This is a genomic window from Streptomyces sp. NPDC025618, from assembly GCF_055558795.1.
Genome location: NZ_JBVHLW010000004.1, coordinates 112559 through 139311, shown reverse-complemented (window position 1 = coordinate 139311; position 26753 = coordinate 112559). Strand labels below are relative to the sequence as shown.

Genomic DNA, 26753 nt, shown 5'->3' with positions numbered 1-26753 from the left:
CTGGAACTCCAGCCCGCCCGGCGCTTTTTGATGCGACGTCAGGAAGCGTCAGGGGCGGGGCAGCTGACGGCGAGGTCGCTGTTGACCGTGAAGTACGGCTTGATGCCGTCGATCACCGGATAGATGTCGGTCTTGTTGCGGTCGACGATGTCACCGATGAGCCGGGCGACACGGATCGGCTCGGCGTCGGGGGCCGGGCGCACGGCCAGGTCCCAGACGGTGTTCTCGTCCCCGGCGCGGGCGTGGCGCAGGTCGGCGTACGGCAGGTTGAAGGTGAAGGCCGTGCCGTTGACGACCGTCACCGGAACGGTCACCGCCGAGGCCGCCTCGATGCGCGGGGTGGCGACGAGGACGGGTTCGCTGCCGACGGTGAACTCCGCGCCGTGCAGGGTGCCTTCGACCGTCAGCGCGTTGTTGCCCTGCCGGACCGTGCGGGCCTCGGCGTGCTGCTTGCGGTTCCAGGCGCGCAGCGCGAGGAAGCCGTCGACGGTGGGATAGGGCACCCACCAGGTGAACGGGGAGCCGGTCAGCGGCTCCAGCTCCACCAGTCCGCGGCCCTCGGCGAGGTGCGAGACGACCCGGCGGCGGGCGCCGTCGTCACCCCGCACGACGTGGAAGTCCCAACGGCCTTCGCCCAGGCGGAGTTCGCGGCGGTCGAGCACCGCGGTGTAGGGGCCCTTGCCGTCGGCCGCGGCCTTGAGGGGCACGCTGACCGGCTTGCCCTCCTTGCGGCGGGTGACCGTCAGGGACAGCTTCTCGCCGGACAGGCCCTTGCGGTCGACGGAGACCACGAGATTGCCGTCGGCGTCGACGCGGCAGGACGCCGTGCAGCGCAGCGGCTTGCGGACGATCTCCTTTATGGCCGCCTTGACCGCCGGGGTGGCGGGCTTGGCCACGGAGCGGCGCAGCGGGCGGAGGAGCTTGCCGGCGGTGCGGCGCAGCACCTTCGACAGCGGCACGGGCGCCGGCTTGCGGGGCTCGCTCGGGGCGCTGCCGGCAGGGGCGGCGGGGGTGCCGGTGTCGCCGCCGAGGCTCTCGATGAGGTCCTCGTAGCGGCGGGCGATGGCGTCCGGCTGATAGCGCTCGGCGGAGACCAGGGCGGCTTTGCCCATGGCGTGCCGGAGTTCGTCGTCCTCGATCAGCTTGAGCAGGCCCTTGGCGATGGCGTCGCTGTCGAGGTTGGTGACGAGCAGGCCGTCCTTGCCGTCGCTGATGATCTCGCCGGGGCCGTGCGGGCAGTCGGTGGCGACGACGGGCACGCCGCAGTTCATGGCCTCCACGATCGTCATGCCGAAGGACTCCTCGCGGGAGGTCACGGCGGCGATGGAGCCCTTGGCCCACTCGGTCTCGATGGGGGAGTGGGGGCCCATGAGGCGGACGTGCTCGTTGAGACCCAGCTTGTCGATCTGCTCGCGCAGCTTGGCCTGCTGGGGGCCGCGGCCGTAGATCCGCAGCTTCCAGTCGGGGCGGGCGGCGGCGACGGTGGCCCACGCCTTGACCAGCAGGTCGTAGCGCTTGACGGGGATGAGGCGGCCCGCGGCGACGACCAGCTTGACGGTGCTGTCGGAGGGCTCGACCTCGGACGGCGGGACGCCGTTGGGCAGCGCGATCAGCTTGGTCTTCACGCCCGGGAAGTGCTCGCGGTGGGTGGCCGCGTCGGCCTCGGAGACGGCGGTGTGCGCGTCCAGCAGCGGGATGGCGCGGTCCTGGGCGGCGCGGATGTTCGGCTCGTGCGTGCCGTAGATCCGGTGCTCCTGACCGATCTTGAGGTAGCGGTCCTGGCCGAACTCCGCGAGATACATCACCAGGCCGGGGCGGGTGGCGATCACGACATCGGCGTCGGTGCGGGCGAGGTGCTCGGCGACGCGCTTGTCGGTGAGCGCGCTGAACTGCGCGCCCTTCGCCTCGACGGGCGGGACCAGCGCGCTGTCCTGCTCCAGGGCCGGGTTGTCCCGGTCGGCGCCGGTCTCGGCGCGGGTGTCGATGAGGTGGACCAGCTTGACCTTGCGGTGCAGGGGGAGCTTGGGCGTGCCACCGGTTCTGTGGATCGACACGATCTCCACGTCGTGGCGGGCCGCGAGGGCGCCGGCGACGTTGAACGTGGAGCGGATCGTGCCGCCGATGCCGTAGGCGTTCTGCAAAAGGAAAGAGATCTTCATGGCGGTGTGTGCGCGGCACGTCGGCGCCGCGTCCGTCCTTCCCCCTGGCCTGGGTGTCCGGGTCTGCCCCTTGTGCGGACCGCTGGGCCAAGTGTTGGTCGGGTGCGGTCCGATCCGTCGGTAAAGACCGTTGGGAGGGGTATCGGTTGCCTGCGAAGCCTACATTGTGGCTTGAGTCACAGGTCGTGGGTCAAGGGGGTGATCGCCCCCGCTGGCCGTGCGCCGGAGGCGCTCGGACAGCCGTCCAGAGGGTAACCGGAGCGCCGGGCGTGGCGCCCGGACGGACCCCGCGGGCGCTGGGAGGCTGGGGGTGTGAAGGCGATGGTGGCGGTCTCCGCGGTCGTGGCCCTCGGGCTGACGGCCGGGTGTGGTGCAGACGGCGGCGGGTCCCGTGGGGCGCCCCGCCCGGAGAAGGCGGCGGTGCCGGGTCCCGCCGAGCTGAGACGGGTGGAGCTGGGCGCGCACGAGGTGCCCGGCTTCCGGATCGAGAAGGCGGGCGAGGGCGCGGCGGGCGCGGGCACGCCCCGTACGGACACCGAGGCGTGCCGGCCGCTGGCCGACGCGCTGGGCTTCCGGCTGCGGCCCGCGCCCACCGCGACGCTGGTGCGCACCTTCGCCAAGACCGGCGAGGACATGGACTTCGAGGGCCTCATGGGCATGATCCGCGTCTCGGAGTACGCGGGGGACGGCGCGGCCGACACGCTGGAGGCCCTGCGTACGGCGGCCGCCGCCTGCGCGGACGGTTTCCGGATGCGAACGGGCGAGGGCGAGCCGCAGGAGTTCGAGGCGGTCCGCACGCTGTCGCCACCCGAGCTGGGGGACGAGGCCGTGGCGATCCGCCTGGAGAACGTGGCCGAGCGGGCGCCCAGCCTGATCACCGCCGTGCGGTCGGGGAGGACGCTCGCGATGTTCTTCGCGACGAGTCTTTCGGATCCGGACGGGGTGACGGTGCCGCTCGCGCTTGTGCGGGCGCAGGTGGCGAAGCTTCGGGGGGTGGCGGGGGGTGGGGGCTCTGCCGGCTCCGCCGCGGTGGGGTCCGGGGAGGACGACGAGGACGAGGATCCGTCGGGGTGACGGGCGGCGCCTGCGGCGGGCTTTTTCCCCTACCCGCCCCTTCCCGAAACTGGGGGTGATCCCCCAGACCCCCGCAACACGCTTCGCGCGTTGTCCTCAATCGCCGGACGGGCTGGTTATGGCTGAGCTCAGCCATAACCAGCCCGTTGGGGGCACCTCCCAGCGTTAGCTGGGGGAGATTGAGGACGCGCCCGCAGGGCGCTGGGGAAAAGCCCTAAGCCCGCGGCGCGCTCGACCGTACCGAATCCGCCGCCTGTGCCTGAGCCCGGTACATGATGCGGCGGAACGTGTAGTCCGACACGTCACGGCCGGCCGTCAGCGCGGCGGTATCGCTTTCACCCACCGCCTTCCCGTTCGCGTACCCCGCCACCGTGAAGTACGCGTAGCGCCCCTGCGCGTTCGCCGTCAGGCGGCAGGCCGTCGCGCGGCAGAAGGCGGGGTCGTTGTCGCCGGAGAGGGAGGCGATGTTGCCGGAGGACTGGTCCTTGGCCTTGGCCGCGGCCGCCTTGTCGTCGAAGACGGCGACGCCGACGGTGACCGCGATCCCGTCCCGTACGTACGTGGCGCGCAGCACCTCGCGGCAGCCGTTGTCGGTGAGGACGGAGCCGAGCGCGCCCTGGGTCGCGGAGGCGCAGTCCGTCGTGGTGGCGGTGGCGGTCTGCTCGTATTTGCGCTTGTACAGGACCGGCTTGGTGTGCGGGAAGAGCGTCTTGGTGCTCAGCGGCGCCTTGTCCTTGTCGGCGCTGGATATGAAGTCGAGGGGGTTCGGCGGGGGCGGCGGGGCGGATTCGGAGAAGGACGGCTCCGGGGCGCCGGAGGAGCTCGGCAGCTTCTCGGGCGCGGGCAGGCCGGACTGCTTGCCGCCGCCGTGCGAGCCGGCGACCGCGAAGGTCACGGCCGTGGCGACCGCGGCCGTGGCGAGCGCGCCGCCGCCACCGAGGAGGAGCCACTTGCGGCGGCGGTCGCGGGCGGCGGTGTCGTCGGCGAGGGCCGACCAGTCGGGCGTCCGCGGCGTGTCGGCCGCGGGCCCCCAGGGCGGTGGCTGCGGGGGCGGGCCCCACTGCGGAGTCGGCCGATGGGGTTCCCCCGGGGCCCCGTGCGGCCCTCCCTGCCCAAAGCTCATGGCGTGCATCGTAATCCGGTTGGTCGCACCCCTCACCAGCGGCGACAATCCCACCCATGGGACACGTCGAAGCAGCGCACCTGGAGTTCTATCTTCCGGACGGCCGGGCGCTGCTCGGTGACGTCTCCTTCCGGGTCGGGGAGGGCGCGGCGGTCGCGCTCGTCGGTGCGAACGGCGCGGGCAAGACGACGCTGCTGCGGCTGATCTCCGGGGAGCTCCAGCCGCACGGCGGCACGGTCTCGGTCACCGGCGGGCTCGGCGTGATGCCGCAGTTCGTGGGCTCCGTGCGCGACGGGCGTACGGTGCGTGACCTCCTGGTATCCGTGGCGCAGCCGAGGATCAGGGAAGCGGCCGCGGCCGTGGACCAGGCCGAGGACGCGATCATGACGCGGGACGACGAGGCCGCGCAGATGGCTTACGCGCAGGCCCTCTCCGACTGGGCCGAGGCGCGTGGCTATGAGGCGGAGACCGTCTGGGACATGTGCACGATGGCCGCCCTGGGCGTCCCGTACGAGAAGGCGCAGTGGCGCGAGGTGCGCACGCTCTCCGGCGGTGAGCAGAAGCGGCTCGTCCTGGAGTCGCTGCTGCGCGGCACGGACGAGGTGCTGCTCCTCGACGAGCCGGACAACTACCTCGACGTGCCCGGCAAGCGCTGGCTGGAGGAGCGGCTGCGCGAGACGAAGAAGACCGTGCTCTTCGTCTCCCACGACCGTGAGCTGCTCGCCCGCGCCGCCGAGAAGATCATCAGCGTCGAGCCGGGCCCGGCCGGGTCGGACGTCTGGGTGCACGGCGGCGGCTTCGGCACCTATCACGAGGCCCGCAAGGAGCGCTTCGCCCGCTTCGAGGAGCTGCGCCGCCGCTGGGACGAGAAGCACGCCCAGCTGAAGAAGCTGGTGATCAACCTCCGGCAGGCGGCCGCGGTCAGCCACGAGATGGCCTCGCGCTACGCCGCCGCGCAGACCCGGCTGCGGAAGTTCGAGGAGGCTGGCCCGCCGCCGGAGCCGCCGCGCGAGCAGGACATCCGGATGCGGCTGCGCGGCGGGCGCACCGGGGTCCGGGCCGTGACCTGCGAGAAGCTGGAGCTCACCGGCCTGATGAAGCCGTTCGACCTGGAGGTCTTCTACGGCGAGCGGGTCGCGGTGCTCGGCTCGAACGGCTCCGGCAAGTCCCACTTCCTGCGGCTCCTCGCCGGTGACGACGTGGCCCACACGGGCACGTGGAAGCTGGGCGCCCGCGTGGTGGCCGGGCACTTCGCCCAGACCCACGCGCACCCCGAGCTGCTGGGCCGCACGCTGGTGGACATCCTCTGGACCGAGCACGCGAAGGACCGGGGCGGCGCGATGTCCGTGCTCCGGCGGTACGAGCTGGAGAAGCAGAGCGACCAGCCCTTCGAGAAGCTGTCGGGCGGGCAGCAGGCGCGCTTCCAGATCCTGCTCCTGGAGCTGGCCGGGACGACGGCCCTGCTGCTGGACGAGCCGACGGACAACCTGGACCTGGAGTCGGCGGAGGCGCTTCAGGAGGGGCTGGAGGCGTACGAGGGGACGGTGCTCGCGGTGACGCACGATCGGTGGTTCGCTCGTGCGTTCGATCGATTTGTGGTGTTCGGCTCGGACGGCCTGGTCCGGGAGGTTCCGGAGCCGGTGTGGGACGAGGCGCGGGTGGCACGACGGCGGTAGTTTCCCGGGTGCGGGTTGCTTCCGCCTGCGGCGGGAGCGCCCTTCGCGCGTTGTCCTCAATCGCCGGACGGGCTGGTTGTGCGGACCGTAGCCAGCACATTCAGCCCGTCCGGCGTTTGAGGACAACGCGCGAAGCGTGTTGCGGGGTCTGGGGTGACAGCCCTCCACGCGGCGGAGCCGCACATCAGATGCAGCCGGGAAGGGGCGGGGCTGGGGAAAGCCCGCCGCAGGCGTAGCCCGTACGGCCTAGCTGGCGGGGCCCGGCCGCCGGTGAGACCATGTGTTTTGACCCCGCCCGTAGACGACCGGTACTCTACGAGTTCGTTATGCGTATTGGCTTGGTCGTTCTCACGCGAGGGGCCCTTACGCTTGCTCATCGGGCCGAAAACCACCGGTGCGCGTTCGGGTTGCGTCCCCGAGCCGCCGCCAGTGTCGGTTGACCGCCCGGAGAGACGTGTCAGGACCCACACTCACTGAAGAAGCGAAGGCTACGACCGTGCGTACGTACAGCCCCAAGCCCGGCGATGTCACGCGCCAGTGGCACATCATCGACGCGCAGGACGTCGTCCTGGGCCGTCTGGCCTCCCAGGCCGCCAACCTGCTGCGCGGCAAGCACAAGCCTGTGTACGCCCCGCACATGGACATGGGTGACTTCGTCATCATCATCAACGCCGACAAGGTGCACCTGTCCGGCAACAAGAAGACCCAGAAGCTGGCGTACCGCCACTCCGGCTTCCCGGGTGGTCTCCGTGCCGTTCGTTACGACGAGCTGCTCGACAAGAGCCCCGAGAAGGCCGTCGAGAAGGCCATCAAGGGCATGATCCCCAAGAACTCCCTCGGCCGTCAGATGCTCTCGAAGCTGAAGGTCTACTCGGGCAGCGAGCACCCGCACGCCGCCCAGCAGCCCGTCCCGTTCGAGATCACCCAGGTCAAGCAGGGCTAGTCCCGGCCACCGCCGACCAGACAGAAAGTATCTGAGGAGAATCGTGGCTGAGACCACCGCCGAGACCCCCGTCATCGAGGACGAGGTTGGCGTCGAGGAGTACACCACCGAGACCGAGATCGTCGAGGGGGAGTACACCTCCGAGTCGCTCGCGTCCCGTTTCGGTGACCCGCAGCCGGCCGCCGGCCTGGGTCGTCGTAAGAACGCCATCGCCCGCGTCCGGATCATCCCGGGCACCGGCAAGTGGAAGATCAACGGCCGCACCCTTGAGGACTACTTCCCCAACAAGGTGCACCAGCAGGAAGTCAACGAGCCCTTCAAGGTGCTCGAGCTCGACGACCGCTACGACGTTGTCGCCCGCATCGCGGGTGGCGGCGTGTCCGGCCAGGCCGGCGCCCTGCGCCTCGGTGTGGCCCGCGCGCTGAACGAGGCGGACGTGGAGAACAACCGCGGCCCGCTGAAGAAGGCCGGCTTCCTGAGCCGCGACGACCGTGCGGTCGAGCGCAAGAAGGCCGGTCTGAAGAAGGCCCGCAAGGCTCCGCAGTACAGCAAGCGCTAAACAGCGGCTTCGCTGCTTCTGCTCGAACGCCCCGGCGGCACGCTCCGTGCCCGCCGGGGCGTTCGGCTATCGGCGGCACGGGGCGTATACCTGGATGTACCCGGGCGCAACGCTCCGGTTCCGGATTCGACACCTTTCTTTCGCGGGGGCCCCTCCCGGGCCCCGTAACCCCCGCGTTTTTTCGGAGGACACCAGTGGGACGACTCTTCGGTACGGACGGTGTGCGCGGTGTGGCCAACGCCGATCTGACAGCCGAGCTGGCGCTCGGTCTGTCGGTCGCCGCGGCGCATGTGCTCGCCGAGGCGGGTACGTTCGAGGGCCACCGCCCCGTGGCCGTGGTGGGACGGGACCCGCGCGCGTCCGGGGAGTTCCTGGAGGCCGCCGTGGTGGCCGGGCTCGCCAGCGCCGGTGTGGACGTCCTGCGGGTGGGCGTGCTGCCCACGCCGGCCGTCGCGTATCTCACGGGGGCGCTCGGCGCGGACCTCGGCGTGATGCTGTCCGCCAGCCACAACGCCATGCCGGACAACGGTGTCAAGTTCTTCGCCCGCGGCGGCCACAAGCTCGCCGACGAGCTCGAGGACCGGATCGAGAAGACCTACCGGGCGCACGCCTCCGGCGAGCCCTGGGACCGGCCCACCGGCGCCGGTGTCGGCCGGGTCCGGGAGTACGACCAGGGCTTCGACAACTACGTCGCCCACCTCATCGGCGTGCTGCCCAACCGCCTGGACGGCCTCAAGGTCGTCATCGACGGCGCCCACGGTGCCGCCTCCCGCGTCTCCCCCGAGGCGTTCTCCCGCGCGGGCGCCGAGGTGATCACCATCGGCACCGAGCCCGACGGCCTCAACATCAACCACGAGTGCGGCTCCACCCACCTGGACAAGCTGCGTACCGCCGTGGTCGAGCACGGCGCCGACCTGGGCGTCGCCCACGACGGTGACGCCGACCGCTGCCTGGCCGTGGACGCCAAGGGCAACGAGGTCGACGGCGACCAGATCCTGGCCGTCCTAGCGCTCGCGATGCGCGAGGCGGGCTCGCTGCGCCAGAACACGGTCGTCGCCACCGTGATGTCCAACCTCGGCTTCAAGCTGGCCATGGAGCGCGAGGGCGTCGAGCTCGTCCAGACCGCGGTCGGCGACCGCTATGTGCTGGAGGAGATGAAGGCCCACGGCTTCGCCCTCGGCGGCGAGCAGTCCGGCCACGTCATCGTCCTCGACCACGCGACGACCGGCGACGGCACCCTCACCGGCCTGATGCTGGCGGCCCGCGTCGCCGCGACGGGCCGGTCGCTGGCCGACCTCGCCGGGGTCATGGAGCGGCTGCCGCAGGTCCTGATCAACGTGCGCGATGTCGACAAGTCGCGTGTGAAGACCTCCGAGGAGCTCGGTGCGGCTGTCGCCGCGGCGGAGGCGGAGCTCGGGGCTACCGGGCGGGTGCTTCTGCGGTCCTCGGGGACGGAGCCGTTGGTTCGGGTCATGGTGGAGGCGCCGGACATCGAGCAGGCGAAGTCTGTCGCGGAGCGGCTCGCTGACGCGGTCAAGTCGGCGCTGGGGTAGGCGGTTCGGGGGGTGCGGGTCCGCCGCAGGCGCAGCGGAACCGCACCCCACCCCGCGCGTACCCCTAAAGCTTGCGCAAGGACAGGCGCTGCACCTTGTGGTCCGGTCCCTTCCGGAGGATCAGGTTCGAGCGGCCGCGCGTCGGCGCCACATTTTCCAGCAGGTTCGGCTTGTTGATGGTGCGCCAGTTGCGTCTCGCGTAATCCAGCGCCTCCTCCTCCGGCACCTGCGTGTACCGACGGAAGAACGAGTGCGGGTCCTGAAACGCCGTCAGGCGCAGCTTCTTGAAGCGGTCGTAGTACCACCGCTCGATGTCCTCCGCCCGCGCGTCCACGTAGACGCTGAAGTCGAAGAAGTCGGCGAGCCCCACCCGCGTGCGCCCGTCCTTGCCCGGCAGGGCGGGCTGGAGGACGTTGAGGCCCTCGATGATCAGGATGTCCGGGCGGTGCACGGTCAGCCGCTCGCCGGGGACGATGTCGTAGATCAGGTGGGAGTAGACCGGCGCGGTCACCTCCTCCTTGCCCGCCTTCACGTCGGCGACGAAGCGGGTGAGGGCCCGGCGGTCGTAGGACTCGGGGAAGCCCTTCCGCGACATCAGGCCCCGGCGGTGCAGCTCCGCGTTGGGCAGCAGGAAGCCGTCCGTGGTGACCAGCTCGACGCGCGGGTGCTCCGGCCAGCGGGCCAGCAGCGCCTGGAGGAGGCGCGCGGTGGTCGACTTGCCGACGGCGACGCTGCCCGCGACCCCTATGACGAAGGGCGTGCCCGGCTGCGATCCGTGGCCACGGGTCCCGGCCTCGCCGAGGAAGGTGTTGAGCGTGCCCCGCAACTGGCTGGTGGCGCCGACGTAGAGGTTGAGCAGCCGGGAGAGCGGCAGATAGACGTCCCGCACCTCGTCCAGGTCGATGACGTCGCCGAGCCCGCGCAGCCGCTCGACCTCCTCAGCGGTCAGGGGCAGCGGGGTGTTCTCGCGCAGGGCGCTCCATTCCGCGCGGGTCAGGTCCACATAGGGGGACGAGTCGCGGCGGCGCTGCTGCTGCTCTGAGGTGGTCGGCACGGGCCCATTGTGCGCGGGCGCGGCGCGCGGCTCACTTCCGGGTGGCGGAAGCGGGGGTTCTCACCGGTTTCGGGTGACTCGCGTGCTGCCGGACGGTGAAGTTCCGCGGAGGCCCTGTACCTACTGGCGGGTCAGGACTACGGTCCCCCTCTCCGGCCACCGGCACCCACCACCGGCCGCCGCACCCCCGCTAGGAACGCCGTGTTCGTTCTCCGCGCCCTGCGCAACTCCGTCAGGGTCTCCCTGCGCCACTTCGTACGCCGCCTCGCGCGCCGCCCGCGCCCCGCCCAGGACGTCCGGGCGGCGGCGGACCCGCGCCCCGACTTCGCCGCGCTGGTCGCGGGCGAGCTGGCCGCCGAGCTGCCGGACGAGGACCTCGGCCAGGACCTGGGCGACTGCCTGGACCGCTATGAGTTCGGCAGCAAGCCGCGGTGCGAGGAGATCGAGTACCTCGAACTGGTCCAGGACGCGATCGACCGCATCGAGCGGGGGCGTTGAGGGGCCCACGGGGGCGCGTGGACACTTCCGGGCGCCCGCGTTCCGCCATTGGGGGCACCCGCCGGGCCCTGGGCCGTACGCTGCTGCGCATGTGCGGAATCGTTGGCTATGTGGGAGGGCAGTGCGCCCTCGACGTCGTATTGGCCGGGCTGAAGCGCCTGGAGTACCGCGGCTATGACTCGGCCGGGGTCGCCGTGCTCGCCGACGGCGGGCTCGCGGCCGCGAAGAAGGCGGGCAAGCTCGCCAATCTGGAGAAGGAGCTCGCCGACCGCCCGCTGCCGTCCGGCCCGACCGGCATCGGCCACACCCGCTGGGCCACCCACGGCGGCCCCACCGACGCCAACGCCCACCCGCACCTCGACAACGCGGGCCGCGTCGCGGTCGTCCACAACGGCATCATCGAGAACTTCGCCGAGCTGCGCGCCGAGCTGGCCGAGCGCGGTCACGCCCTGGGCTCCGAGACCGACACCGAGGTCGTCTCGCACCTGCTGTCCGAGGCGTTCTCCTCCTGCGGCGACCTCGCCGAGTCGATGCGGCAGGTGTGCCGCCGGCTGGAGGGCGCGTTCACCCTCGTCGCCGTGCACGCCGACGAGCCGGACGTCGTCGTCGGCGCCCGCCGCAACTCCCCGCTGGTCGTCGGCGTCGGGGCCGGCGAGTCCTTCCTCGCCTCCGACGTCGCCGCCTTCATCGCCCACACCCGCGACGCCCTGGAGCTCGGCCAGGACCAGGTCGTGGAGCTGCGCCGCGACGGCGTGACCGTCACGGACTTCGACGGCGCGCCCGCGGACGTCCGCGCGTACCACGTGGACTGGGACGCCTCCGCCGCCGAGAAGGGCGGCTACGACTACTTCATGCTCAAGGAGATCGCCGAGCAGCCGAAGGCCGTCGCGGACACCCTGCTCGGCCGGATCGACGCGGCGGGCACGCTGGCGCTGGACGAGGTGCGCATCCCCGGCTCCGTGCTGCGCGAGGTCGACAAGGTCGTCATCGTGGCGTGCGGCACGGCGTACCACGCGGGCATGATCGCGAAGTACGCCATCGAGCACTGGACGCGGATCCCGTGCGAGACGGAGCTGGCGAGCGAGTTCCGCTACCGCGACCCGATCCTCGACCAGCGGACGCTGGTGATCGCGATCAGCCAGTCCGGCGAGACGATGGACACCCTGATGGCCCTGCGGCACGCGCGGGAGCAGGGCGCGCGGGTGCTCGCGATCTGCAACACCAACGGCTCGACGATCCCCCGCGAGTCGGACGCCGTGCTCTACACCCACGCCGGGCCCGAGGTCGCGGTGGCGTCCACGAAGGCGTTCCTGACCCAGCTGGTGGCCTGCTACCTCGTCGCGCTGTATCTGGGCCAGGTGCGCGGCACGAAGTGGGGCGACGAGATCCGCTCGGTCGTGCGCGAGCTCTCCGCGATCGCCACGCAGGTGGACGAGGTGCTGGAGACGATGGAGCCCGTACGGGAGCTGGCCCGCTCCCTGGCGGACAAGAACACGGTGCTCTTCCTCGGCAGGCACGTCGGCTATCCGGTGGCCCTGGAGGGCGCCCTGAAGCTCAAGGAGCTGGCCTATATGCACGCCGAGGGCTTCGCCGCCGGCGAGCTGAAGCACGGCCCGATCGCGCTGATCGAGCGGGACCTGCCGGTCGTCGTGGTCGTCCCCTCGCCGCGCGGCCGCTCGGTGCTCCACGACAAGATCGTCTCCAACATCCAGGAGATCCGCGCGCGGGGCGCCCGGACGATCGTGATCGCCGAGCGGGGCGACGAGGCCGTACGCCCCTACGCCGACCACCTCATCGAGATCCCGCAGACTCCCGTGCTGCTCCAGCCCCTCGTGGCCACCGTGCCGCTCCAGGTCTTCGCCTGCGAGCTCGCCACCGCGCGCGGCAACGAGGTCGACCAGCCCCGCAACCTCGCGAAGTCGGTGACCGTCGAATGATCGTCGGAGTGGGCATCGACGTCGCCGAGATCGAGCGCTTCGACGCGGCCCTGCGCCGCACGCCCGGCCTGGCCGGCCGGCTCTTCGTCGAGCGCGAGCTGTATCTGGTGAGCGGCGAGCGGCGGGGCATCGCCTCCCTCGCCGCCCGCTTCGCCGCGAAGGAGGCCGTGGCCAAGGCCCTGGGCGCGCCCGGCAATCTGCTGTGGACGGACGCGGAGGTGACCACCGAGCCGACCGGCCAGCCGCGCCTGGTGGTCACCGGCACGGTCGCGGCGCGCGCCGAGGAGCTGGGGGTGTGCTCCTGGCACGTCTCCCTGAGCCATGACGCGGGCATCGCGTCGGCCGTGGTGATCGCGGAGAAGTGAGGGGGCGTCCTCGGAGGCCGGACGGGCCTGTCCGTGCGGCGCGTTGACGATCAGGCGCGGCGCGCCCCGCTCGTCCGGCGTCCGGGGGCGTTCAGCGCGTGGTCCAGCCGCCGTCCACCGGGACGGTCGCGCCCACGACGAAGGACGCGCGGTCGCAGGCGACCCACGCGGCCGCCTCGGCGATCTCCTCCGGCCGCGCGCCGCGCGGCAGCAGCGACGACCTGTGCATCGCCTCCGCCGCCTCCGGAACGCTCCGCAGATATCCGGCGACCTCCTCGATGAGGGTGATGCCGGGCGCGAGGGCGTTGATCCTGATGCCCGCTTCCGCGTATTCGGCCGCCGCGGCCTCGGTCAGCCCGATGACGGCGTGCTTCGCGGCGATGTACGGCGCGGCGGCGGGGGTGGCGACGAGCCCCGCGGCGCTGCTGTTGTTCACGATGGTGCCGCCGCCCCGTGCGAGCATCACGGCGATCTCGGCGCGCATGCAGTTCCAGACGCCGCGCACGTTGGTGTCCATGATGCCGTCGTAGACGTCGTCGCCCACCAGGTGCATGGGCGACCGGGCGGCCCACACACCGGCGTTGTTGAACGCGATGTCCAGCCCGCCGAAGTTCCGGACGGCGGCCTCGACCGCGTGGGCGGCCTCGCGGGGGAGGGCGACGTCGGCGACGGCGTACGCGGCCCGGTGGCCGCTGCCGGTGAGCTCCTCGGTGAGCGCGGCCGGCTTCTCCTCGCTCCGCGCGACGAGGGTGACGGCCGCGCCCTCACGACAGAACACACGGGCGGCGGCCGCGCCTATGCCGTCGCCGGCGCCGGTGATGAGGGCGGTCCTGCCTGCTAAGAGGCCGAGGGCGCTGTTGTCATGAGGCTGACGGTAGCTACTGGTACGCGAGGAATGGAGCCCTGACCGGCCTTCGTTCCGGGGCGGTTGGCGGGGGCGCTGAGTAGCCTGTGCCCGTGCATCCAGCGAAGGAACGCATAGCGGCCGTCATCGGACAGTGGACGCAGGGCAGCGGCTATCTGCTCGCCCCACGTCTCGTGCTGACGGCCGCCCACGTGGCGGAGGAGCCCGTGCGGGTGGCCGTTCCCGGTGGCGTCGGCCTGGTGGACTGCCGGACGCTGTGGGCCCGGGGCGACGGGAAGCACGACGTCGCGCTGCTCCTGGCCGAGCGGGACCTGGTGCCGCCGGAGACGGCGGCGGCCTTCGAGCCGGTCGTCTGGGGGCTGATCGGCGACCTGCGCGTCTGGCGCGGGGCGCAGGCGGTCGGCTTTCCGCAGGTCGCCCGGGACGCGTACGACGAGCTCGACACCGAACAGCTCGTCGGCACCCTCAAGCCCGGCAGCGGGCTGCTCGGCGAACACCACGTGCTCGACAGCGACCACGGCGCCCCGGCCGCGCCGGCGGACGGCGGGTCGCCGTGGGCCGGGATGTCCGGTGCGGCGGTCTTCGCGGGCGGTCTGCTGTGCGGTGTCGTCCGCGAGGACCCGAGCGGCTGGCCGCACGGGCGGCTGGTGGTGACGCCCCTGTCCGGCGTGCTGTGGGACCCGGCGTTCCTGGAGCTGTGCGCGGAGCACGGCCACGAGCCGGTGTCGCGCGCGCCGGCGTCGCCCGCGGAGCTGGAGGACGAGGCGTTCGAGCGGCGGCTGCGGGAGTACCTCGGCGGCCGTGCCGGGGAATTGACGATCGTCGGCCTGACGCTGTCCGACACCGAAGGGGAGGCGTGGCCGCTGGACCCGGCCTACCTGAGCCTGGAGATGACGGGCGTGGAGCGGCTCGCCCCGCGGCCGGGGCGCGGCGCGCACTGGGACGTGGGGACGGGCTTCGATCCGGGTCACCGCCCCGGGAGCAGCTGTCCCCCGGTGACCTCACCGCGCCGCGCCGAGGCGGCCCTCGCCGGACAGCGCCGCGTCCTGCTGCGCGGCGCCGCGGGCTCGGGCAAGACGACGCTGCTGCAGTGGCTCACCACGCTCACCGCGAAGGGCGAACTGCCGCCGGGCCTCGACCACTTACGCGGCTGTGTGCCGCTGCCGCTCCCGCTGCGTACGCTCATCCGGCGGGGCGGCCTGCCGGGCCCGGAGGAGTTCCTGCACACCGCTGCCCGGCCGCTGTCCGGGCAGCCCGCCGCCCGGGGCTGGGTGACGCGGCGGCTCGCCGAAGGGCGCGTCCTGCTGCTGATCGACGGGGTGGACGAGGTCCCCGAGGCCGACCGCCGCCGCACCCTGACCTGGATCAAGGAGCTGCTCGCCGCCTATCCGGAGGCCCGGTACGTCATCACCACCCGCCCCGCCGCCGTACGGGAGGGCTGGCTCGCGGACGCCGGTTTCACGGAGCTGGAGCTGCTGCCGATGAGCCGGGGCGACGTCGCCGCCTTCATCGACCGCTGGCACGCGGCCGCGGGCCGGCGGGGAAGCGAGCGGATCCCGGACTTCCGGGCGGCGCTCGCCAAGGCGGTGGTGACCAAGCCGGACCTCGGCCGGCTCGCCACCAACCCCCTGATGTGCGCGCTGATCTGCGCGCTCAACCGCTCCCGGCGCGGCAGCCTCCCGGAGGGCCGGATGGAGCTGTACCGCGCCGCGCTGGAGCTGCTGCTCGTGCGGCGCGACCGGGAGCGCGACATACCCGGCCCGGGGCTCGACCACGCCCAGCAGGTCGTGCTGTTGCAGAAGATCGCGTACTGGCTGATCCGCAACGGCCGTTCCGAGATCGAGTGGCCCAAGGCCGTACGGATCGTCGAGGGCGCGCTGCCGTACATGCCGTCGCTGGCGGAGCAGGGTGACGCGGCGGGCATCCTGCGCCATCTGGTGCTGCGGAGCGGGCTGTTGCGGCAGCCGACGGCGGACACGCTGGACTTCATCCACCGCACGTTCCAGGACTACCTGGGTGCCCAGGCGGCCGTCGACGAAGGGGACTTCGGCGTCCTGGTCGAGCACGCGCACGACGACCAGTGGGAGGACGTCCTGCGCATGGCCGTCGGCCACGCGAACCGGCGCGGCCGGGACGAGCTGCTGGGGATGCTGCTGGACCGGGCCGCGCGGGACGAGCCGCACCGGCAGCGGCTGCGGCTGCTGGCGGCGGCCTGCCTGGAGCACGCGACGGAGCTCGACCCGGCCGTACGCAGACGGGTGGCCGACGCGGCGCTGCGGCTGGTGCCGCCGCGCGACGTGCAGTCGGCGAAGGTGCTGGCGCGGGCGGGCGGGGTCATCCTCGACCTGCTGCCCGGTCCCGGCAGTGAGCGGCTGCAGAAGTTCGGCAGCAAGTCGGACGAGGTCGCGCACGCCGTCGTCGTGGCCGCGACGACGGTGGCGGACGCCCGGGCCATTCCCCTGCTGTCCGAATACGCCGACCACCGGCACCTCGGGGTGCGCGCCCAGCTCGTCTGGGCGTGGGACCGGTTCGACACCGACCACTACGCGGACGATGTGATAGCCAAACTCGCCTATACGGGTGAGGGGGTGGAGGACCTGGAATTCGTGGTGCAGTCGAAGGCCCAGGTCTCCGCGCTGAAACGGCTCGGCGGCCGGCCTTGGGTGCGGTGCGTGGGCGCGCTCACGGCGGACGACCTGACGGACCTGGGCACCCCGGTGCTGAACACGCTGTCGTTCCGCTCGAACCCGGAGGTCGTCGACCTCAGCGCGCTGCGCTCCTGCCCGCCGGTGGCGGCGCTCGGCATCGCGGAGTCGCGCGGGTGGTCGCACCTGGGCGCCGTGCACAGCGAGGCACTCCACACGCTGAACCTCGCGGTCAGTCACGACCCCGGCGACCTGGACGCCGTGGCGGACATGGCGAGGCTGGAGGTGCTGGCCCTCGACTGGCCTCCCATGGGGCCACGGCCGGGCCCGGAGGTGTCCCTGCCGCCGGGCCTCCAGTACCTGAGGCTGGGCCGGGGCCCGTCGGCCGAACTGCGGCTGCGGGACGCGGCGGGGTGCCGCGCGCTGATCTCGGTGTCGTACTTCGGCACGGACACGGCCGCGAGCGGCCGCCTGGCGCTGGAGCACCTCCCCGCGCTGAGGGAATTGAGGGTCACCGACGAGTCCTTGACGGCCTGGGCGTCCGCCGCACCGCTGCCGCAGGTGCGGCGCCTGTTCCTGGAAGAGCCACGGCACCTCGCCGGGCTGGCCCACGTGGCGCGCGCGTTTCCCGGCCTCGAGGAACTCTGGTTCTACTGCGGCTCCTCGACGGAACCCCTGGACGCGGCGCACTTGGCGGACCTGAAGTCCTTCTGCATCTTCATAGAACACAGCGGCCCGGTCCTCAACGCCCACCGCCTCCCGGCGGGCGCGGAACTCACGGTGACGGCGGAGTGGCGGCGTGGGTAGTGCCGCTCGCCGGTCGGACACCGGCTCCCGGTCAACCGCCCCTCACCCCTCCACCACCTCCCGCCACACCCCCCGCAGCGCCTCCACCACCGCCGAGGCCGTCAGCGGGGCCTGGCCCAGGGAGCGGGCCGCCAGGCCGTGGAGGTAGGCGCCCGCCGACGCGGCGTCGTAGCCCGTGAGGCCCGCTGCCAGGAGGGCGCCCGTCAGGCCCGACAGGACGTCGCCGCTGCCCGCCGTCGCGAGCCAGGGGGTGCCCGTGGGGTTGACGCGTACCGCGTGGCGGGCGGCGGCGACCGCCGTGGTGGAGCCCTTGAGGAGGACGGTGGCGCCGTAGCGCCCGGCCAGGGCGCGTACGGACACCAGGCGGGCGGACTCGACGCGTTCGCGGGTCTGGCCGAGGAGGACGGCGGCCTCGCCCGCGTGCGGGGTGAGGACGGTTCCGGCGGAGCGGGCCCGCAGGGCCTCGGGGGAGAGCAGGCGGAGCCCGTCCGCGTCGATCAGGACCGGGACGTCCGAGGCCAGGACATCCTCCAGCGCCTGCCGCGCGTCCGCGCCGTCACCGAGACCGGGGCCGACGACCCACGCCTGTACCCGCCCCGCCTTCGACGGCGGGCCCGCGGAGACGAGCGTCTCGGGGAAGCGGGCGATGACCGCCTCCGCCGCGGGGCCGACGTAGCGCACGGCCCCCGCGCCCCCGTGCAGCGCGCCGGCCACGGCGAGCACCGCGGCGCCCGGATAGCGGGCCGAGCCCGCGACGACGCCGACGACACCGCGCCGGTATTTGTCGCTCTCCGCCTGCGGGCGCGGCAGCAGCCAGGCGACGTCCGCGTGCTGGAGCGCCTCGGCGTCCGGCCCGGACGGCAGCCGCAGCCCGATGTCGACCAGCCGCAGCGCGCCCGCGTGTTCGCGCGCGGGGTCGAGCAGGAGGCCGGGTTTGTACGCGCCGAAGGTGACGGTCACGTCCGCGCGCACGGCCGCGCCGCGCACCTCGCCGGTGTCCGCGTCGACGCCGCTCGGCAGGTCGACGGAGACGATCGTCCCGCCCCCCGCGTACGCGGCCCGTACCAGCGCCTCCGCCTCCGGCCGCAGTCCGCCCTTGCCGCCGATGCCGACGATGCCGTCCATGACGAGGTCGGCGCGGCGCACGGCCGCCTCCGCGGCCTCCGCGGAGGCGACCCGCCCGCCCGCGGCCCGCAGCGCGGCCAGGCCGCCCGCGTGCGTGCGCTCCGGGGCGAGCAGGACGGCGGTGACGCCCGCGCCGCGCCGGGCGAGCCGGGCGCCGGCGTGGAGCGCGTCCCCGCCGTTGTCCCCGCTGCCGACGAGCAGCGCGATCCGCGCCCCGTACGTACGCCCCAGCAGGCTCGCGCAGGCGGCCGCGAGCCCGGCGGCCGCGCGCTGCATCAGGGCGCCCTGGGGGAGCTGTGCCATGAGCGCGCGCTCGGCGGCCCGTACGGTCTCGACGCTGTACGCAGTCCTCATGCTCCCCAGTGTCACCTTCAGGTCCTCCGCACGCCCCTGTATCGCGGCGGATCCGGCAGTGGGAGCGCACGGAAACGGACACCTGAGAGACTGACGGGGATGAACGAGACACCGATGCGCGCCCGTGCCCTGGTCGACCTGGCCGCCCTGCGGGCCAACGTACGCCTGCTGCGCGCCCGTGCGCCCCGGGCGCAGCTGATGGCCGTGGTGAAGGCGGACGCGTACGGCCACGGCGCGATCCCGTGTGCCAGGGCGGCTCGTGAGGCGGGCGCGGCCTGGATCGGCACGGCCACGCCGGAGGAGGCGCTCGCGCTCCGCGCGGCCGGTGACCGGGGCCGCCTGATGTGCTGGCTGTGGACGCCGGGCGGGCCCTGGCGGGAGGCGGTCGAGGCGGACGTCGACGTGTCGGTGAGCGGTCTGTGGGCCGTGCGCGAGGTGAGCGAGGCGGCCCGCGCGTGCGGCCGCGCCGCCCGCGTACAGCTGAAGATCGACACCGGTCTCGGCCGCAGCGGCTGCCAGCCCGACGACTGGCCGGAACTGATCGCCGCCGCCCGCGCCGCGGAGGACGAGGGCCTGATCGAGGTCACCGGTGTGTGGTCGCACTTCGCGTGCGCGGACGAGCCGGGCCACCCGTCCATCCAGGCGCAGCTGCGGGTCTTCGAGGACGCGGTGTCCTATGCCGAGGCGCGGGGCATCGAGCCGGAGGTGCGGCACATAGCCAACTCCCCGGCGACCCTCACGCTGCCGGAGAGCCACTTCGACCTCGTCCGCACCGGCCTGGCGATCTACGGCGTCTCGCCGAGCCCCGAGCTCGGCACGTCCGCCGAGCTCGGTCTGCGGCCCGTGATGACGCTCTCCGCGTCCCTCGCCTCGGTCAAGCGGGTGCCGGGCGGGCACGGTGTCTCATACGGGCATCACTACGTCACGCCGGGGGACACTACTCTCGCCCTCGTTCCCGTCGGCTACGCGGACGGGATCCCGCGCGCCGCTTCCGGGACGGGGCCCGTGCTGATCGGGGGCAAGTGGCGGACGGTCGCGGGCCGGGTGGCCATGGACCAGTTCGTGGTCGACCTGGGCGGCGACAGCGCGCGTGCGGGCGACGAGGCGGTGCTGTTCGGACCGGGCGACCGGGGCGAGCCGACCGCCGAGGACTGGGCGCGGGCGACCGGAACCATCGCCTATGAGGTCGTCACGCGCATCACCAGCCGGGTGCCTCGCGTCTATGTCGGTGAGAACGTGGACATGGACGCGGGTGTGAACGGGGCCGCGCGGGAGAACGTGAACGAGAGCACGGACGTGATCGGGCAGGAGAGCTAGGACACGGGGGGCACGGCATGAGCGACAGCGCGAAGACCGACGGGACCGGAGTGACCCGAGTGGCCGACGTGGCCGGCCTGGGGGCCGCCGCGGTCGATGCGGCCGGGAGCGCCGGGTGGCGCCGGGGCGCGGGTGTCGCCACGGCCGCGATCGGCGTGGTGGCCGCCGGAGCCGCGGTCGGCGTGGCGGTGGAACGTCTGACCGTGGGGCGCGGCGTACGTCGCAAGGCCCGGCTCGCGCTGGACTCGATGGGCCCCTACGGCACGCTGCGGGGCCGGCCGGGACGGGCGGTCGCCGAGGACGGCACGGAGCTCTACTACGAGGTCGACGAGGTGGGGGACGCCCCGGCCGGCTCCTCCGGCGGCGCGCAGGAACCGCTGCTGAAGCGGATCTTCGGGCGGCGCCCGCCCCCGCCGGTCACCGTGGTTTTCAGCCATGGTTACTGCCTCAGCCAGGACGCCTGGCACTTCCAGCGGGCCGCGCTGCGCGGGGCCGTCCGCACGGTCTTCTGGGACCAGCGCAGCCACGGCCGCTCGGAGCGCGGCCGCTCCCAGCTGGACGGGAGCGTTCCGGTCTCCGTCGACCTGCTCGGCCGCGACCTCAAGGCGGTCATCGACGCCGCCGCCCCCGAGGGACCACTGGTGCTCGTGGGGCACTCCATGGGCGGCATGACGATGATGGCGCTGGCCGCGCAGTACCCCGGGCTGATCGCCGAGCGTGTCGTGGGCACGGCCTTCGTCGGCACGTCCTCGGGCGGCCTCGCGGCCAATACGTACGGGCTGCCGGCCGCGGGCATGAGCGTGGTGCGGCGAGTGCTGCCGGGCGTCTTCAAGGTGATGGCCACGCAGCCGGAACTGGTGGAGCGCGGCCGCCGGGCCACCGCCGACCTCTTCGCGGGCCTCATCCGCCGCTACTCGTTCGGCTCCCGCGACGTGGACCCTGCCGTCGCCCGCTTCGCCGAGCGCCTCCTGGAGGCGACCCCGGTCGACATCGTCGCGGAGTTCTACCAGGTCTTCGCGGGGCACGACAAGGTCGAGGCGCTCTGTACGTTCGCCGACCGTCCCGTCGCCGTCATAGCCGGCGACAAGGACCTGATGATCCCGAGCGCGCACTCCGAGGCGATCGCGGAGGTCCTCCCGGACGCGCGGCTGGTGCTTCTCCCCGGGGTCGGCCATATGGCGATGATGGAGCAGCCGGAAGTGGTTTCCGGCTGCTTGATGGAGCTGCTCGCCGCGGCGGCGGGGGCGTCGTGCGAGCGGGTATCGGCGGCGCGGCGCCGGGTCTGAACCGGTTCCTCTGGAACCGGGGGCTTGCCCTCAGCCCCCCTCTGACCGCGCTCCGCGCGGTGTCCTCAAGCGCCGGACGGGCTGAATAGGGTGGCCACGGTCCGCGCAATCCAGCCCGTCCGGCGATTGAGGACGCGGCCGCAGGCCGCTCCCGCCGCAGGCGGCAACGGACCCACGGGGGGCCCAAGGCGCGCTCCCCACGGCGGAGCCGCCCCGCACCCGAGACCTCAGCCCAGCCCAGCCAGGTCCGCGCCGGCCCACCGCTCGCCCACACCCTCGAAGCGAACCCCCCGCACGTCGTCCGCGTCCTCGGAGAGATCCGCCTCCGCCCCCACGGCCCGCTCGATCACCACGTGCAGGCGGTCGTCCGAGAGCTCCTCGACCTTGCCGTCGCCCCACTCCACGACGATGACCGACTCCGGCAGGGAGACGTCCAGGTCGAGGTCCTCCATCTCGTCCAGGCCGCCGTTCAGCCGGTAGGCGTCGACGTGCACGAGGGCCGGGCCGGAGCCGAGGGGCGGGTGGACGCGGGCGATCACGAAGGTGGGCGAGGTGACCGCGCCCCGCACGCCCAGGCCCTCGCCCAGCCCACGGGTCAGCGTCGTCTTGCCCGCGCCCAGCTCACCGGTGAGCAGGACCAGATCGCCGGGCCGCAGCAGCGCGGCCAGCCTGCGGCCCAAGTCCCGCATGTCCTCGGCGGACTTGACGGTCAGATGGGCGATGTTGGCGGTGGAGATGTCATGCGGGGCGTTCATACCCGTCGATGGTACGGGGCCCGTCGCCGTACGCCGCTTCATGTCGCCGTACGCCGCTTCATTCCGACAAGCCGTCGGCAACATGTTGCGCGGGCGGTCTCCGGCGTGGTCACATGGAAGACAGAGACACGGTTAGGTCTACCTAACCTTGCCCAGCTGCCCCAGGAGGCACTCATGACGGCCCGAGAACCAGCCGCCGAGCCTGCGCCTGCTGCCGACCGCCGTGACGAGCGGTCCGAAGAGCGGCCCCTGTCGATGCGGGACCTCCTGGCGGCGTGCGCGGCGGCGGACGCGGTGTCCACGCCCCCGCGGGCCCCCGGGCCCGAAGAGGAACGCGACCGCCCGGCGGCGTGAGACGAGCCCCCGGCCGCGCCGGGAAAAAGAAACCCGTCAGGGTGAACGGCGCGTAGCCCCCGACGGCCGGTGCCCCCGCAGGGGCCGCCGGTGCCCCCTTACGGGACCACCACCACGCTCGCCCCGCTCACCGCGAACTCCCACATGGCCCGCCCGTCCGCCGGCTGCTCCCGGATGCCACCGGTCTTCTGCGTGGCGGACGGCTTCGGCGACGAACCGTCGACCGCCGCGCTGAAGCCGAAGACGACACCGGCCGCGTTCTGGTGGAAGCGCACGATGTGCTCGATCGGGACCCCGTCCGAGCCATTGCCGGTGGGCGTCCGCGAGGTCACCTTGTAGGACCCCGGCAGCGGGTTCACCGCGCTGGGCGCGACCTCGAACGACCGGGTCGGCTGCCCGTTCACGCCGACCAGCCACACCCGCTTGGCCCCGAGCGCGTACACGACCCGCTTCCCGGTGCCGGAGTTCGCCGGGACGGTCGTGGCGGGGTCCTGCGCGGGCTTGTCCTTGCCGCCGGCGTCCTGGCCGGGGGACACCGTGCCGGAGCCGGACGGGGCGGCGGAAGCGGCCGCGTGCGGGCGTCCGGGCGCGGCGTCCGCCTGGTAGGCGAGAAACCCGACTCCGGCCAGCGCCACCGCGGTGAGCGCTGTCACCATCGCTCCCGAGCTGCTGCGTGCCACGCTGCGCACCCTTTCGTCCTGCGTACGGCTATGCGGCTGACCGTAGCACCCGCGTACGCCCCCGCCGCGCCCTCGGCGAGAGCGGGCGCGGGCACCGTCCGCCCCATGGCGCGCCGTAGGCTGTCAGTGTGCTGCTGCTCGCTCTTGATACCGCAACCCCCGCCGTCACCGCCGCCCTCCACGACGGCGACAAAGTCATCGCCGAATCGCGACAGGTGGACGCCCGCAGGCACGGTGAGCTGCTGCTTCCCGCCGTCGACCGGGTGCTCGGCGAGGCAGGTCGCACGCTGGCGGACGTGACCGGCATCGTCGTCGGCGTCGGCCCCGGCCCCTACACCGGCCTGCGCGTCGGCATCGTGACCGCCGCGACCTTCGGCGCCGCGCTCTCCGTGCCCGTCCACGGGCTGTGCTCGCTCGACGGGATCGCGTACGCGGCGGGGCAGCGGGGGCTGGAGGGCGAGTTCGTCGTGGCGACGGACGCCCGCCGCAAGGAGGTCTACTGGGCGCGGTACGGCGACGCGCGTACCCGCGTCACCGAGCCCGCCGTGGACCGCCCCGCCGACCTCACCGAGCCGCTCGCCGGGCTGACCGTCATCGGCGCGGGCGGGCTGCTCTATCCGGACGCGTTCACGGACGTGCGCACCGACATGCCCGAGCACCAGTCGGCGGGCGCCCTGGCGTCGCTGGCGGTGGAGAAGCTGCGGACGGGCGGGGAGTTCCTGCCGGCCCAGCCGCTCTATCTGCGCCGTCCGGACGCGCAGGTGCCCGCGAACTACAAGGTGGTCACACCGAAGTGACCGAGACAGTGCGTATCCGCGAGATGCGCTGGTGGGACATCGGGCCGGTGCTGGAGCTGGAGCGCGTGCTCTTCCCGGACGACGCCTGGTCCAAGGGCCTGTTCTGGTCCGAGCTCGCCCACGCCCGCGGCGCCGGTGCCAACCGCCGCTATGTGGTCGCCGAGGCCCCCGACGGCCACGTCGTCGGCTACGCCGGCCTCGCCGCGATCGACGGTACCGGCGACGTACAGACCATCGCCGTCGCCCACGAGCACTGGAGCACCGGCCTCGGCGCCCGGCTGCTCGCCGAACTGCTCACCACCGCGACCGCCTTCGAGTGCCGTGAGGTGCTCCTGGAGGTGCGCGTCGACAACACCCGCGCCCAGCGGCTCTACGAGCGCTTCGGCTTCGAGCCGGTCGGCGTCCGCCGTGGCTACTACCAGCCCGGTAACGTCGACGCGCTCGTGATGCGCCTTTCCGATCCGAACTCCGCAGTGCAAGGAATGACCCATGGCTCCCAGAGCTGACGAACCCCTCGTCCTCGGCATCGAGACCTCCTGCGACGAGACGGGCGTCGGCATCGTCCGGGGCCACACGCTGCTCGCGGACGCCGTCGCCTCCAGCGTCGACGAGCACGCCCGCTTCGGCGGCGTGGTGCCCGAGGTCGCCAGCCGCGCCCACCTGGAGGCGATGGTCCCGACCATCGAGCGGGCGCTCAAGGAGGCGGGGGTCAGCGCCAAGGACCTGGACGGCATCGCCGTCACCGCGGGCCCCGGCCTCGCCGGCGCGCTGCTCGTCGGGGTCTCGGCCGCGAAGGCGTACGCGTACGCCCTCGGCAAGCCGCTCTACGGCGTGAACCACCTCGCCTCGCACATCTGCGTCGACCAGCTCGAACACGGCGCGCTGCCCGAGCCGACGATGGCCCTGCTGGTCTCCGGCGGACACTCCTCGCTGCTCCTCGCGCCGGACATCACCTCCGACGTCCGCCCGCTGGGCTCGACGATCGACGACGCGGCGGGCGAGGCGTTCGACAAGGTCGCCCGCGTGCTGAACCTCGGCTTCCCCGGCGGCCCGGTCATCGACCGGTACGCGCGCGAGGGCGACCCGGAGGCCATCCGCTTCCCGCGCGGTCTGACGGGCTCGCGCGACCCGGTCTACGACTTCTCGTTCTCCGGTCTGAAGACTGCCGTGGCCCGCTGGATAGAGGCCAGGCGCGCGGCGGGCGAGGAGGTGCCGGTCGCGGACGTGGCGGCGTCCTTCCAGGAGGCGGTCGTGGACGTCCTGACCCGCAAGGCCGTGCGGGCCTGCAAGGACAACGGCGTCGACCACCTCATGATCGGCGGCGGTGTCGCGGCGAACACGCGGCTGCGCGCCATGGCCGCCCGCCGCTGCGAGGACGCCGGCATCACGCTGCGCGTGCCGCGCCCGAAGCTGTGCACGGACAACGGCGCGATGGTCGCGGCCCTGGGCTCGGAGATGGTGGCACGGGGGCGGTCCGCGTCGTCGTGGGACCTCTCGGCGGACTCCTCGCTGCCGGTGACCGAGACGCACGTACCCGGCCACGACCACGCGCACTCCCATGACCACGGCCACTCCCACGACCACGACCACGTGCACGAGCTGAGCAAGAAGAACCTGTACGAGTCGTGAGCCGGTAGCGGGTTGTCCACAGCCCTGCCGGGCCCGAACGGGGAACACCTATTCTGGAGGCCGGGCAGGGCGGACGGGGAGGAGCCGGATATGGAATGGCTCTGGTGGGTATTGATCTTTTTCGGCGTCGGAGGCTTCACCAAGGCGGCCGACATGGGCCGCACTGCCCTGCGCACGCGCCACGAGCGCAAGCTCGAACTCCTGGAGACCGAGCGCGAGCAGCGCGAGGCCCTGGAATCCGCGTCCAAGCCACCCCAGCCGGTCTGCGGCTGCACCCACCACCTGGCCAAACACGACAAGCAGGGCCGCTGCCACGAATCGGTGGAGCTCCCGTCGGCCTGGGACGCGGACAAGAAGCCGACGAGCTATGAACGGGGCCAGTGCAACTGCCAGCAGTACATAGGCCCCCAGCCGCTGACGACGTTCTACGCGGAGGATCTGACGGATCTGGCGTAGGGGCGAGCGGCGAAGCCGGTCAGAGCTGCTCGAAGGGCGGGACGACGCGGGTCACCACGACCGACCGCCGCCGGTCACCGGATGAACCTCCGGTGGTTGTTGACGTCCGTCACGTGTGCGCGCAGATAGGCGCGCAGGGTCGTGATCTGGAGTGAGGTGACGGGGCACTCCCACTCCTTGCCGCCACCGGGCGGGCGTAGGTGGACGAAGTCGCCTGTGTGGTCCATGACTTGGCCGACCCGGTCGGTCCGGGTGTCGATGACGTACGCCCCACGAGGCGGAATCTCACTGATCACGGTGACCAGCTTCCCGGGGCGCGGCCGGCCGCGTAAGCAACTCTCGCGGTACCTGCTCAGGGGTACCGCGAAGTCCCGTTCGGCCCATGGCCCCGTGCGCGCCCCGCACCCGCGTGTCAGCGTGGTGGGACCGCGTCGGCGCGCAAGGAGGTCCACCCGTGAGCGGCAGCAAGGTCTGGACTGTCGAGGTCAGCATCAAGGAACACGATCACGTGGTCACCGCCGAGGCCCGCCTCACGGGCAGGGCGCCGGGCCCGATGGTCGGCGACGGCACCGCGCACTGCCACCCCGCCGACGAGAACGTCCCGGCGATCGGCGACGAACTGGCGGCCTCGCGCGCCCTGCACCACCTGTCCAGCCAGCTGCTGGACATCACGATCAAGGACATCCAGGCGCACACCCGCGAGCGCGTGCACGGCATCAGCAACGAGTGACGCGGCGGCGGG

General features: G+C 72.8%; 25 protein-coding genes. 17 read left to right on the top strand and 8 right to left on the bottom strand.

The features are described from left to right. Window positions 1-38: 38 nt before the first annotated feature. Window positions 39-2159 (bottom strand): glycosyltransferase, encoded by a 2121-nt coding sequence (locus ACZ4A5_RS06150; protein ID WP_467578914.1) that lies wholly within the window; start codon window positions 2157-2159, stop codon window positions 39-41. A 312-nt stretch (window positions 2160-2471) separates the two neighbouring features. Here ACZ4A5_RS06150 and ACZ4A5_RS06145 point away from each other — a divergent pair, with 312 nt between their 5' ends. Then, the gene (locus ACZ4A5_RS06145) at window positions 2472-3233 is read left to right on the top strand and encodes a hypothetical protein (RefSeq protein WP_467578912.1); all 762 of its coding nucleotides are present in this window, start codon (window positions 2472-2474) and stop codon (window positions 3231-3233) included. Between the two features lie 214 nt (window positions 3234-3447). On the opposite strand, the gene ACZ4A5_RS06140 is transcribed toward ACZ4A5_RS06145, so the two are convergent. After that, window positions 3448-4356, bottom strand: coding sequence for a hypothetical protein (locus ACZ4A5_RS06140; RefSeq protein WP_467578910.1), 909 nt, complete (start codon window positions 4354-4356; stop codon window positions 3448-3450). Between the two features lie 56 nt (window positions 4357-4412). On the opposite strand from ACZ4A5_RS06140, the gene ACZ4A5_RS06135 reads away from it, so the two are divergent. The 4 genes from ACZ4A5_RS06135 (at window position 4413) to glmM (ending at window position 9087) form a co-directional block, all read left to right on the top strand. Then, window positions 4413-6032, top strand: coding sequence for an ABC-F family ATP-binding cassette domain-containing protein (locus ACZ4A5_RS06135; RefSeq protein WP_467578908.1), 1620 nt, complete (start codon window positions 4413-4415; stop codon window positions 6030-6032). A gap of 496 nt (window positions 6033-6528) precedes the next feature. Beyond that, complete coding sequence (rplM, locus tag ACZ4A5_RS06130) at window positions 6529-6975, top strand: 50S ribosomal protein L13 (RefSeq protein ID WP_361521834.1); 447 nt, start codon at window positions 6529-6531, stop codon at window positions 6973-6975. A 43-nt stretch (window positions 6976-7018) separates the two neighbouring features. Then, window positions 7019-7534, top strand: coding sequence for a 30S ribosomal protein S9 (gene rpsI / locus ACZ4A5_RS06125; protein WP_398868997.1), 516 nt, complete (start codon window positions 7019-7021; stop codon window positions 7532-7534). 194 nt (window positions 7535-7728) lie between these two features. Beyond that, window positions 7729-9087 (top strand): phosphoglucosamine mutase, encoded by a 1359-nt coding sequence (gene glmM, locus ACZ4A5_RS06120; RefSeq protein ID WP_467578906.1) that lies wholly within the window; start codon window positions 7729-7731, stop codon window positions 9085-9087. A 64-nt stretch (window positions 9088-9151) separates the two neighbouring features. Here glmM and coaA read toward each other — a convergent pair whose 3' ends face one another. Beyond that, window positions 9152-10141, bottom strand: a complete 990-nt coding sequence (gene coaA, locus ACZ4A5_RS06115) for a type I pantothenate kinase (RefSeq protein ID WP_398869000.1) — start codon at window positions 10139-10141, stop codon at window positions 9152-9154. 201 nt (window positions 10142-10342) lie between these two features. On the opposite strand from coaA, the gene ACZ4A5_RS06110 reads away from it, so the two are divergent. The 3 genes from ACZ4A5_RS06110 (at window position 10343) to ACZ4A5_RS06100 (ending at window position 12941) form a co-directional block, all read left to right on the top strand. Then, complete coding sequence (locus ACZ4A5_RS06110; RefSeq protein ID WP_467578904.1) at window positions 10343-10639, top strand: hypothetical protein; 297 nt, start codon at window positions 10343-10345, stop codon at window positions 10637-10639. Between the two features lie 89 nt (window positions 10640-10728). Next, window positions 10729-12576, top strand: coding sequence for a glutamine--fructose-6-phosphate transaminase (isomerizing) (glmS, locus tag ACZ4A5_RS06105; RefSeq protein ID WP_467578902.1), 1848 nt, complete (start codon window positions 10729-10731; stop codon window positions 12574-12576). After that, on the top strand, window positions 12573-12941 hold the full coding sequence (locus tag ACZ4A5_RS06100; RefSeq protein ID WP_467578900.1) for a holo-ACP synthase: 369 nt from the start codon (window positions 12573-12575) through the stop codon (window positions 12939-12941). The genes glmS and ACZ4A5_RS06100 overlap by 4 nt, the downstream gene beginning before the upstream one ends. A 91-nt stretch (window positions 12942-13032) precedes the next feature. Here ACZ4A5_RS06100 and ACZ4A5_RS06095 read toward each other — a convergent pair whose 3' ends face one another. Then, the gene (locus ACZ4A5_RS06095) at window positions 13033-13761 is read right to left on the bottom strand and encodes an SDR family NAD(P)-dependent oxidoreductase (RefSeq protein WP_467579131.1); all 729 of its coding nucleotides are present in this window, start codon (window positions 13759-13761) and stop codon (window positions 13033-13035) included. Between the two features lie 137 nt (window positions 13762-13898). On the opposite strand from ACZ4A5_RS06095, the gene ACZ4A5_RS06090 reads away from it, so the two are divergent. Further along, the gene (locus tag ACZ4A5_RS06090) at window positions 13899-17258 is read left to right on the top strand and encodes an NACHT domain-containing protein (RefSeq protein ID WP_467578898.1); all 3360 of its coding nucleotides are present in this window, start codon (window positions 13899-13901) and stop codon (window positions 17256-17258) included. Between the two features lie 42 nt (window positions 17259-17300). On the opposite strand, the gene ACZ4A5_RS06085 is transcribed toward ACZ4A5_RS06090, so the two are convergent. Next, complete coding sequence (locus ACZ4A5_RS06085; RefSeq protein WP_467578896.1) at window positions 17301-18737, bottom strand: NAD(P)H-hydrate dehydratase; 1437 nt, start codon at window positions 18735-18737, stop codon at window positions 17301-17303. A gap of 99 nt (window positions 18738-18836) precedes the next feature. Here ACZ4A5_RS06085 and alr point away from each other — a divergent pair, with 99 nt between their 5' ends. Together alr and ACZ4A5_RS06075 are read left to right on the top strand one after the other, a co-directional pair. After that, window positions 18837-20054: an alanine racemase gene (alr, locus tag ACZ4A5_RS06080; RefSeq protein WP_467578894.1), complete on the top strand. Its 1218-nt coding sequence runs from the start codon at window positions 18837-18839 to the stop codon at window positions 20052-20054. A gap of 17 nt (window positions 20055-20071) precedes the next feature. After that, window positions 20072-21340 carry an alpha/beta fold hydrolase gene (locus ACZ4A5_RS06075; protein ID WP_467578892.1) on the top strand — a complete coding sequence of 423 codons (1269 nt, stop codon included), beginning with the start codon at window positions 20072-20074 and terminating at the stop codon, window positions 21338-21340. Window positions 21341-21567: 227 nt separating this feature from the next. Here the strand turns inward: ACZ4A5_RS06075 and tsaE are convergent, their stop codons facing one another. Further along, window positions 21568-22095 carry a tRNA (adenosine(37)-N6)-threonylcarbamoyltransferase complex ATPase subunit type 1 TsaE gene (tsaE, locus tag ACZ4A5_RS06070; protein ID WP_467578890.1) on the bottom strand — a complete coding sequence of 176 codons (528 nt, stop codon included), beginning with the start codon at window positions 22093-22095 and terminating at the stop codon, window positions 21568-21570. Between the two features lie 174 nt (window positions 22096-22269). Between tsaE and ACZ4A5_RS06065 the strand changes: the two genes are divergently transcribed. Continuing rightward, window positions 22270-22449: a hypothetical protein gene (locus ACZ4A5_RS06065; protein WP_467578888.1), complete on the top strand. Its 180-nt coding sequence runs from the start codon at window positions 22270-22272 to the stop codon at window positions 22447-22449. 98 nt (window positions 22450-22547) lie between these two features. On the opposite strand, the gene ACZ4A5_RS06060 is transcribed toward ACZ4A5_RS06065, so the two are convergent. Further along, a complete protein-coding gene (locus tag ACZ4A5_RS06060) occupies window positions 22548-23129 on the bottom strand; it encodes a hypothetical protein (protein WP_467578886.1) in 582 nt (193 codons plus the stop codon). Between the two features lie 128 nt (window positions 23130-23257). Here ACZ4A5_RS06060 and tsaB point away from each other — a divergent pair, with 128 nt between their 5' ends. The 4 genes from tsaB to ACZ4A5_RS06040 all read left to right on the top strand — a co-directional run bounded on the left by tsaB (window position 23258) and on the right by ACZ4A5_RS06040 (window position 26011). Then, on the top strand, window positions 23258-23926 hold the full coding sequence (tsaB, locus tag ACZ4A5_RS06055) for a tRNA (adenosine(37)-N6)-threonylcarbamoyltransferase complex dimerization subunit type 1 TsaB (protein WP_467578884.1): 669 nt from the start codon (window positions 23258-23260) through the stop codon (window positions 23924-23926). Window positions 23927-23949: 23 nt separating this feature from the next. After that, window positions 23950-24432: a ribosomal protein S18-alanine N-acetyltransferase gene (gene rimI / locus ACZ4A5_RS06050; protein WP_467579129.1), complete on the top strand. Its 483-nt coding sequence runs from the start codon at window positions 23950-23952 to the stop codon at window positions 24430-24432. Next, a complete protein-coding gene (tsaD, locus tag ACZ4A5_RS06045) occupies window positions 24416-25555 on the top strand; it encodes a tRNA (adenosine(37)-N6)-threonylcarbamoyltransferase complex transferase subunit TsaD (protein WP_467578882.1) in 1140 nt (379 codons plus the stop codon). Before rimI ends, tsaD begins: the two co-directional genes overlap by 17 nt. Before the next feature lie 90 nt (window positions 25556-25645). Then, on the top strand, window positions 25646-26011 hold the full coding sequence (locus ACZ4A5_RS06040; RefSeq protein WP_467578880.1) for a hypothetical protein: 366 nt from the start codon (window positions 25646-25648) through the stop codon (window positions 26009-26011). A gap of 74 nt (window positions 26012-26085) precedes the next feature. Here ACZ4A5_RS06040 and ACZ4A5_RS06035 read toward each other — a convergent pair whose 3' ends face one another. Next, window positions 26086-26307 carry a hypothetical protein gene (locus ACZ4A5_RS06035; protein ID WP_467578878.1) on the bottom strand — a complete coding sequence of 74 codons (222 nt, stop codon included), beginning with the start codon at window positions 26305-26307 and terminating at the stop codon, window positions 26086-26088. A gap of 158 nt (window positions 26308-26465) precedes the next feature. Here ACZ4A5_RS06035 and ACZ4A5_RS06030 point away from each other — a divergent pair, with 158 nt between their 5' ends. Next, window positions 26466-26741, top strand: a complete 276-nt coding sequence (locus ACZ4A5_RS06030; protein WP_467578876.1) for a DUF1876 domain-containing protein — start codon at window positions 26466-26468, stop codon at window positions 26739-26741. Window positions 26742-26753: the final 12 nt, after the last annotated feature.

What these genes read in the sequence shown, in the direction of transcription:
- ACZ4A5_RS06150 (WP_467578914.1), bottom strand. Translation starts at nt 2,159, where the DNA reads ATGAAGATCTCTTTCCTTTTGCAGAACGCCTACGGCATCGGCGGCACG.
- ACZ4A5_RS06140 (WP_467578910.1), bottom strand. Translation starts at nt 4,356, where the DNA reads ATGAGCTTTGGGCAGGGAGGGCCGCACGGGGCCCCGGGGGAACCCCAT.
- ACZ4A5_RS06135 (WP_467578908.1), top strand. Translation starts at nt 4,413, where the DNA reads ATGGGACACGTCGAAGCAGCGCACCTGGAGTTCTATCTTCCGGACGGC.
- glmS (WP_467578902.1), top strand. Translation starts at nt 10,729, where the DNA reads ATGTGCGGAATCGTTGGCTATGTGGGAGGGCAGTGCGCCCTCGACGTC.
- ACZ4A5_RS06100 (WP_467578900.1), top strand. Translation starts at nt 12,573, where the DNA reads ATGATCGTCGGAGTGGGCATCGACGTCGCCGAGATCGAGCGCTTCGAC.
- ACZ4A5_RS06085 (WP_467578896.1), bottom strand. Translation starts at nt 18,737, where the DNA reads ATGAGGACTGCGTACAGCGTCGAGACCGTACGGGCCGCCGAGCGCGCG.
- alr (WP_467578894.1), top strand. Translation starts at nt 18,837, where the DNA reads ATGAACGAGACACCGATGCGCGCCCGTGCCCTGGTCGACCTGGCCGCC.
- ACZ4A5_RS06075 (WP_467578892.1), top strand. Translation starts at nt 20,072, where the DNA reads ATGAGCGACAGCGCGAAGACCGACGGGACCGGAGTGACCCGAGTGGCC.
- tsaE (WP_467578890.1), bottom strand. Translation starts at nt 22,095, where the DNA reads ATGAACGCCCCGCATGACATCTCCACCGCCAACATCGCCCATCTGACC.
- ACZ4A5_RS06065 (WP_467578888.1), top strand. Translation starts at nt 22,270, where the DNA reads ATGACGGCCCGAGAACCAGCCGCCGAGCCTGCGCCTGCTGCCGACCGC.
- rimI (WP_467579129.1), top strand. Translation starts at nt 23,950, where the DNA reads ATGCGCTGGTGGGACATCGGGCCGGTGCTGGAGCTGGAGCGCGTGCTC.
- tsaD (WP_467578882.1), top strand. Translation starts at nt 24,416, where the DNA reads ATGGCTCCCAGAGCTGACGAACCCCTCGTCCTCGGCATCGAGACCTCC.
- ACZ4A5_RS06040 (WP_467578880.1), top strand. Translation starts at nt 25,646, where the DNA reads ATGGAATGGCTCTGGTGGGTATTGATCTTTTTCGGCGTCGGAGGCTTC.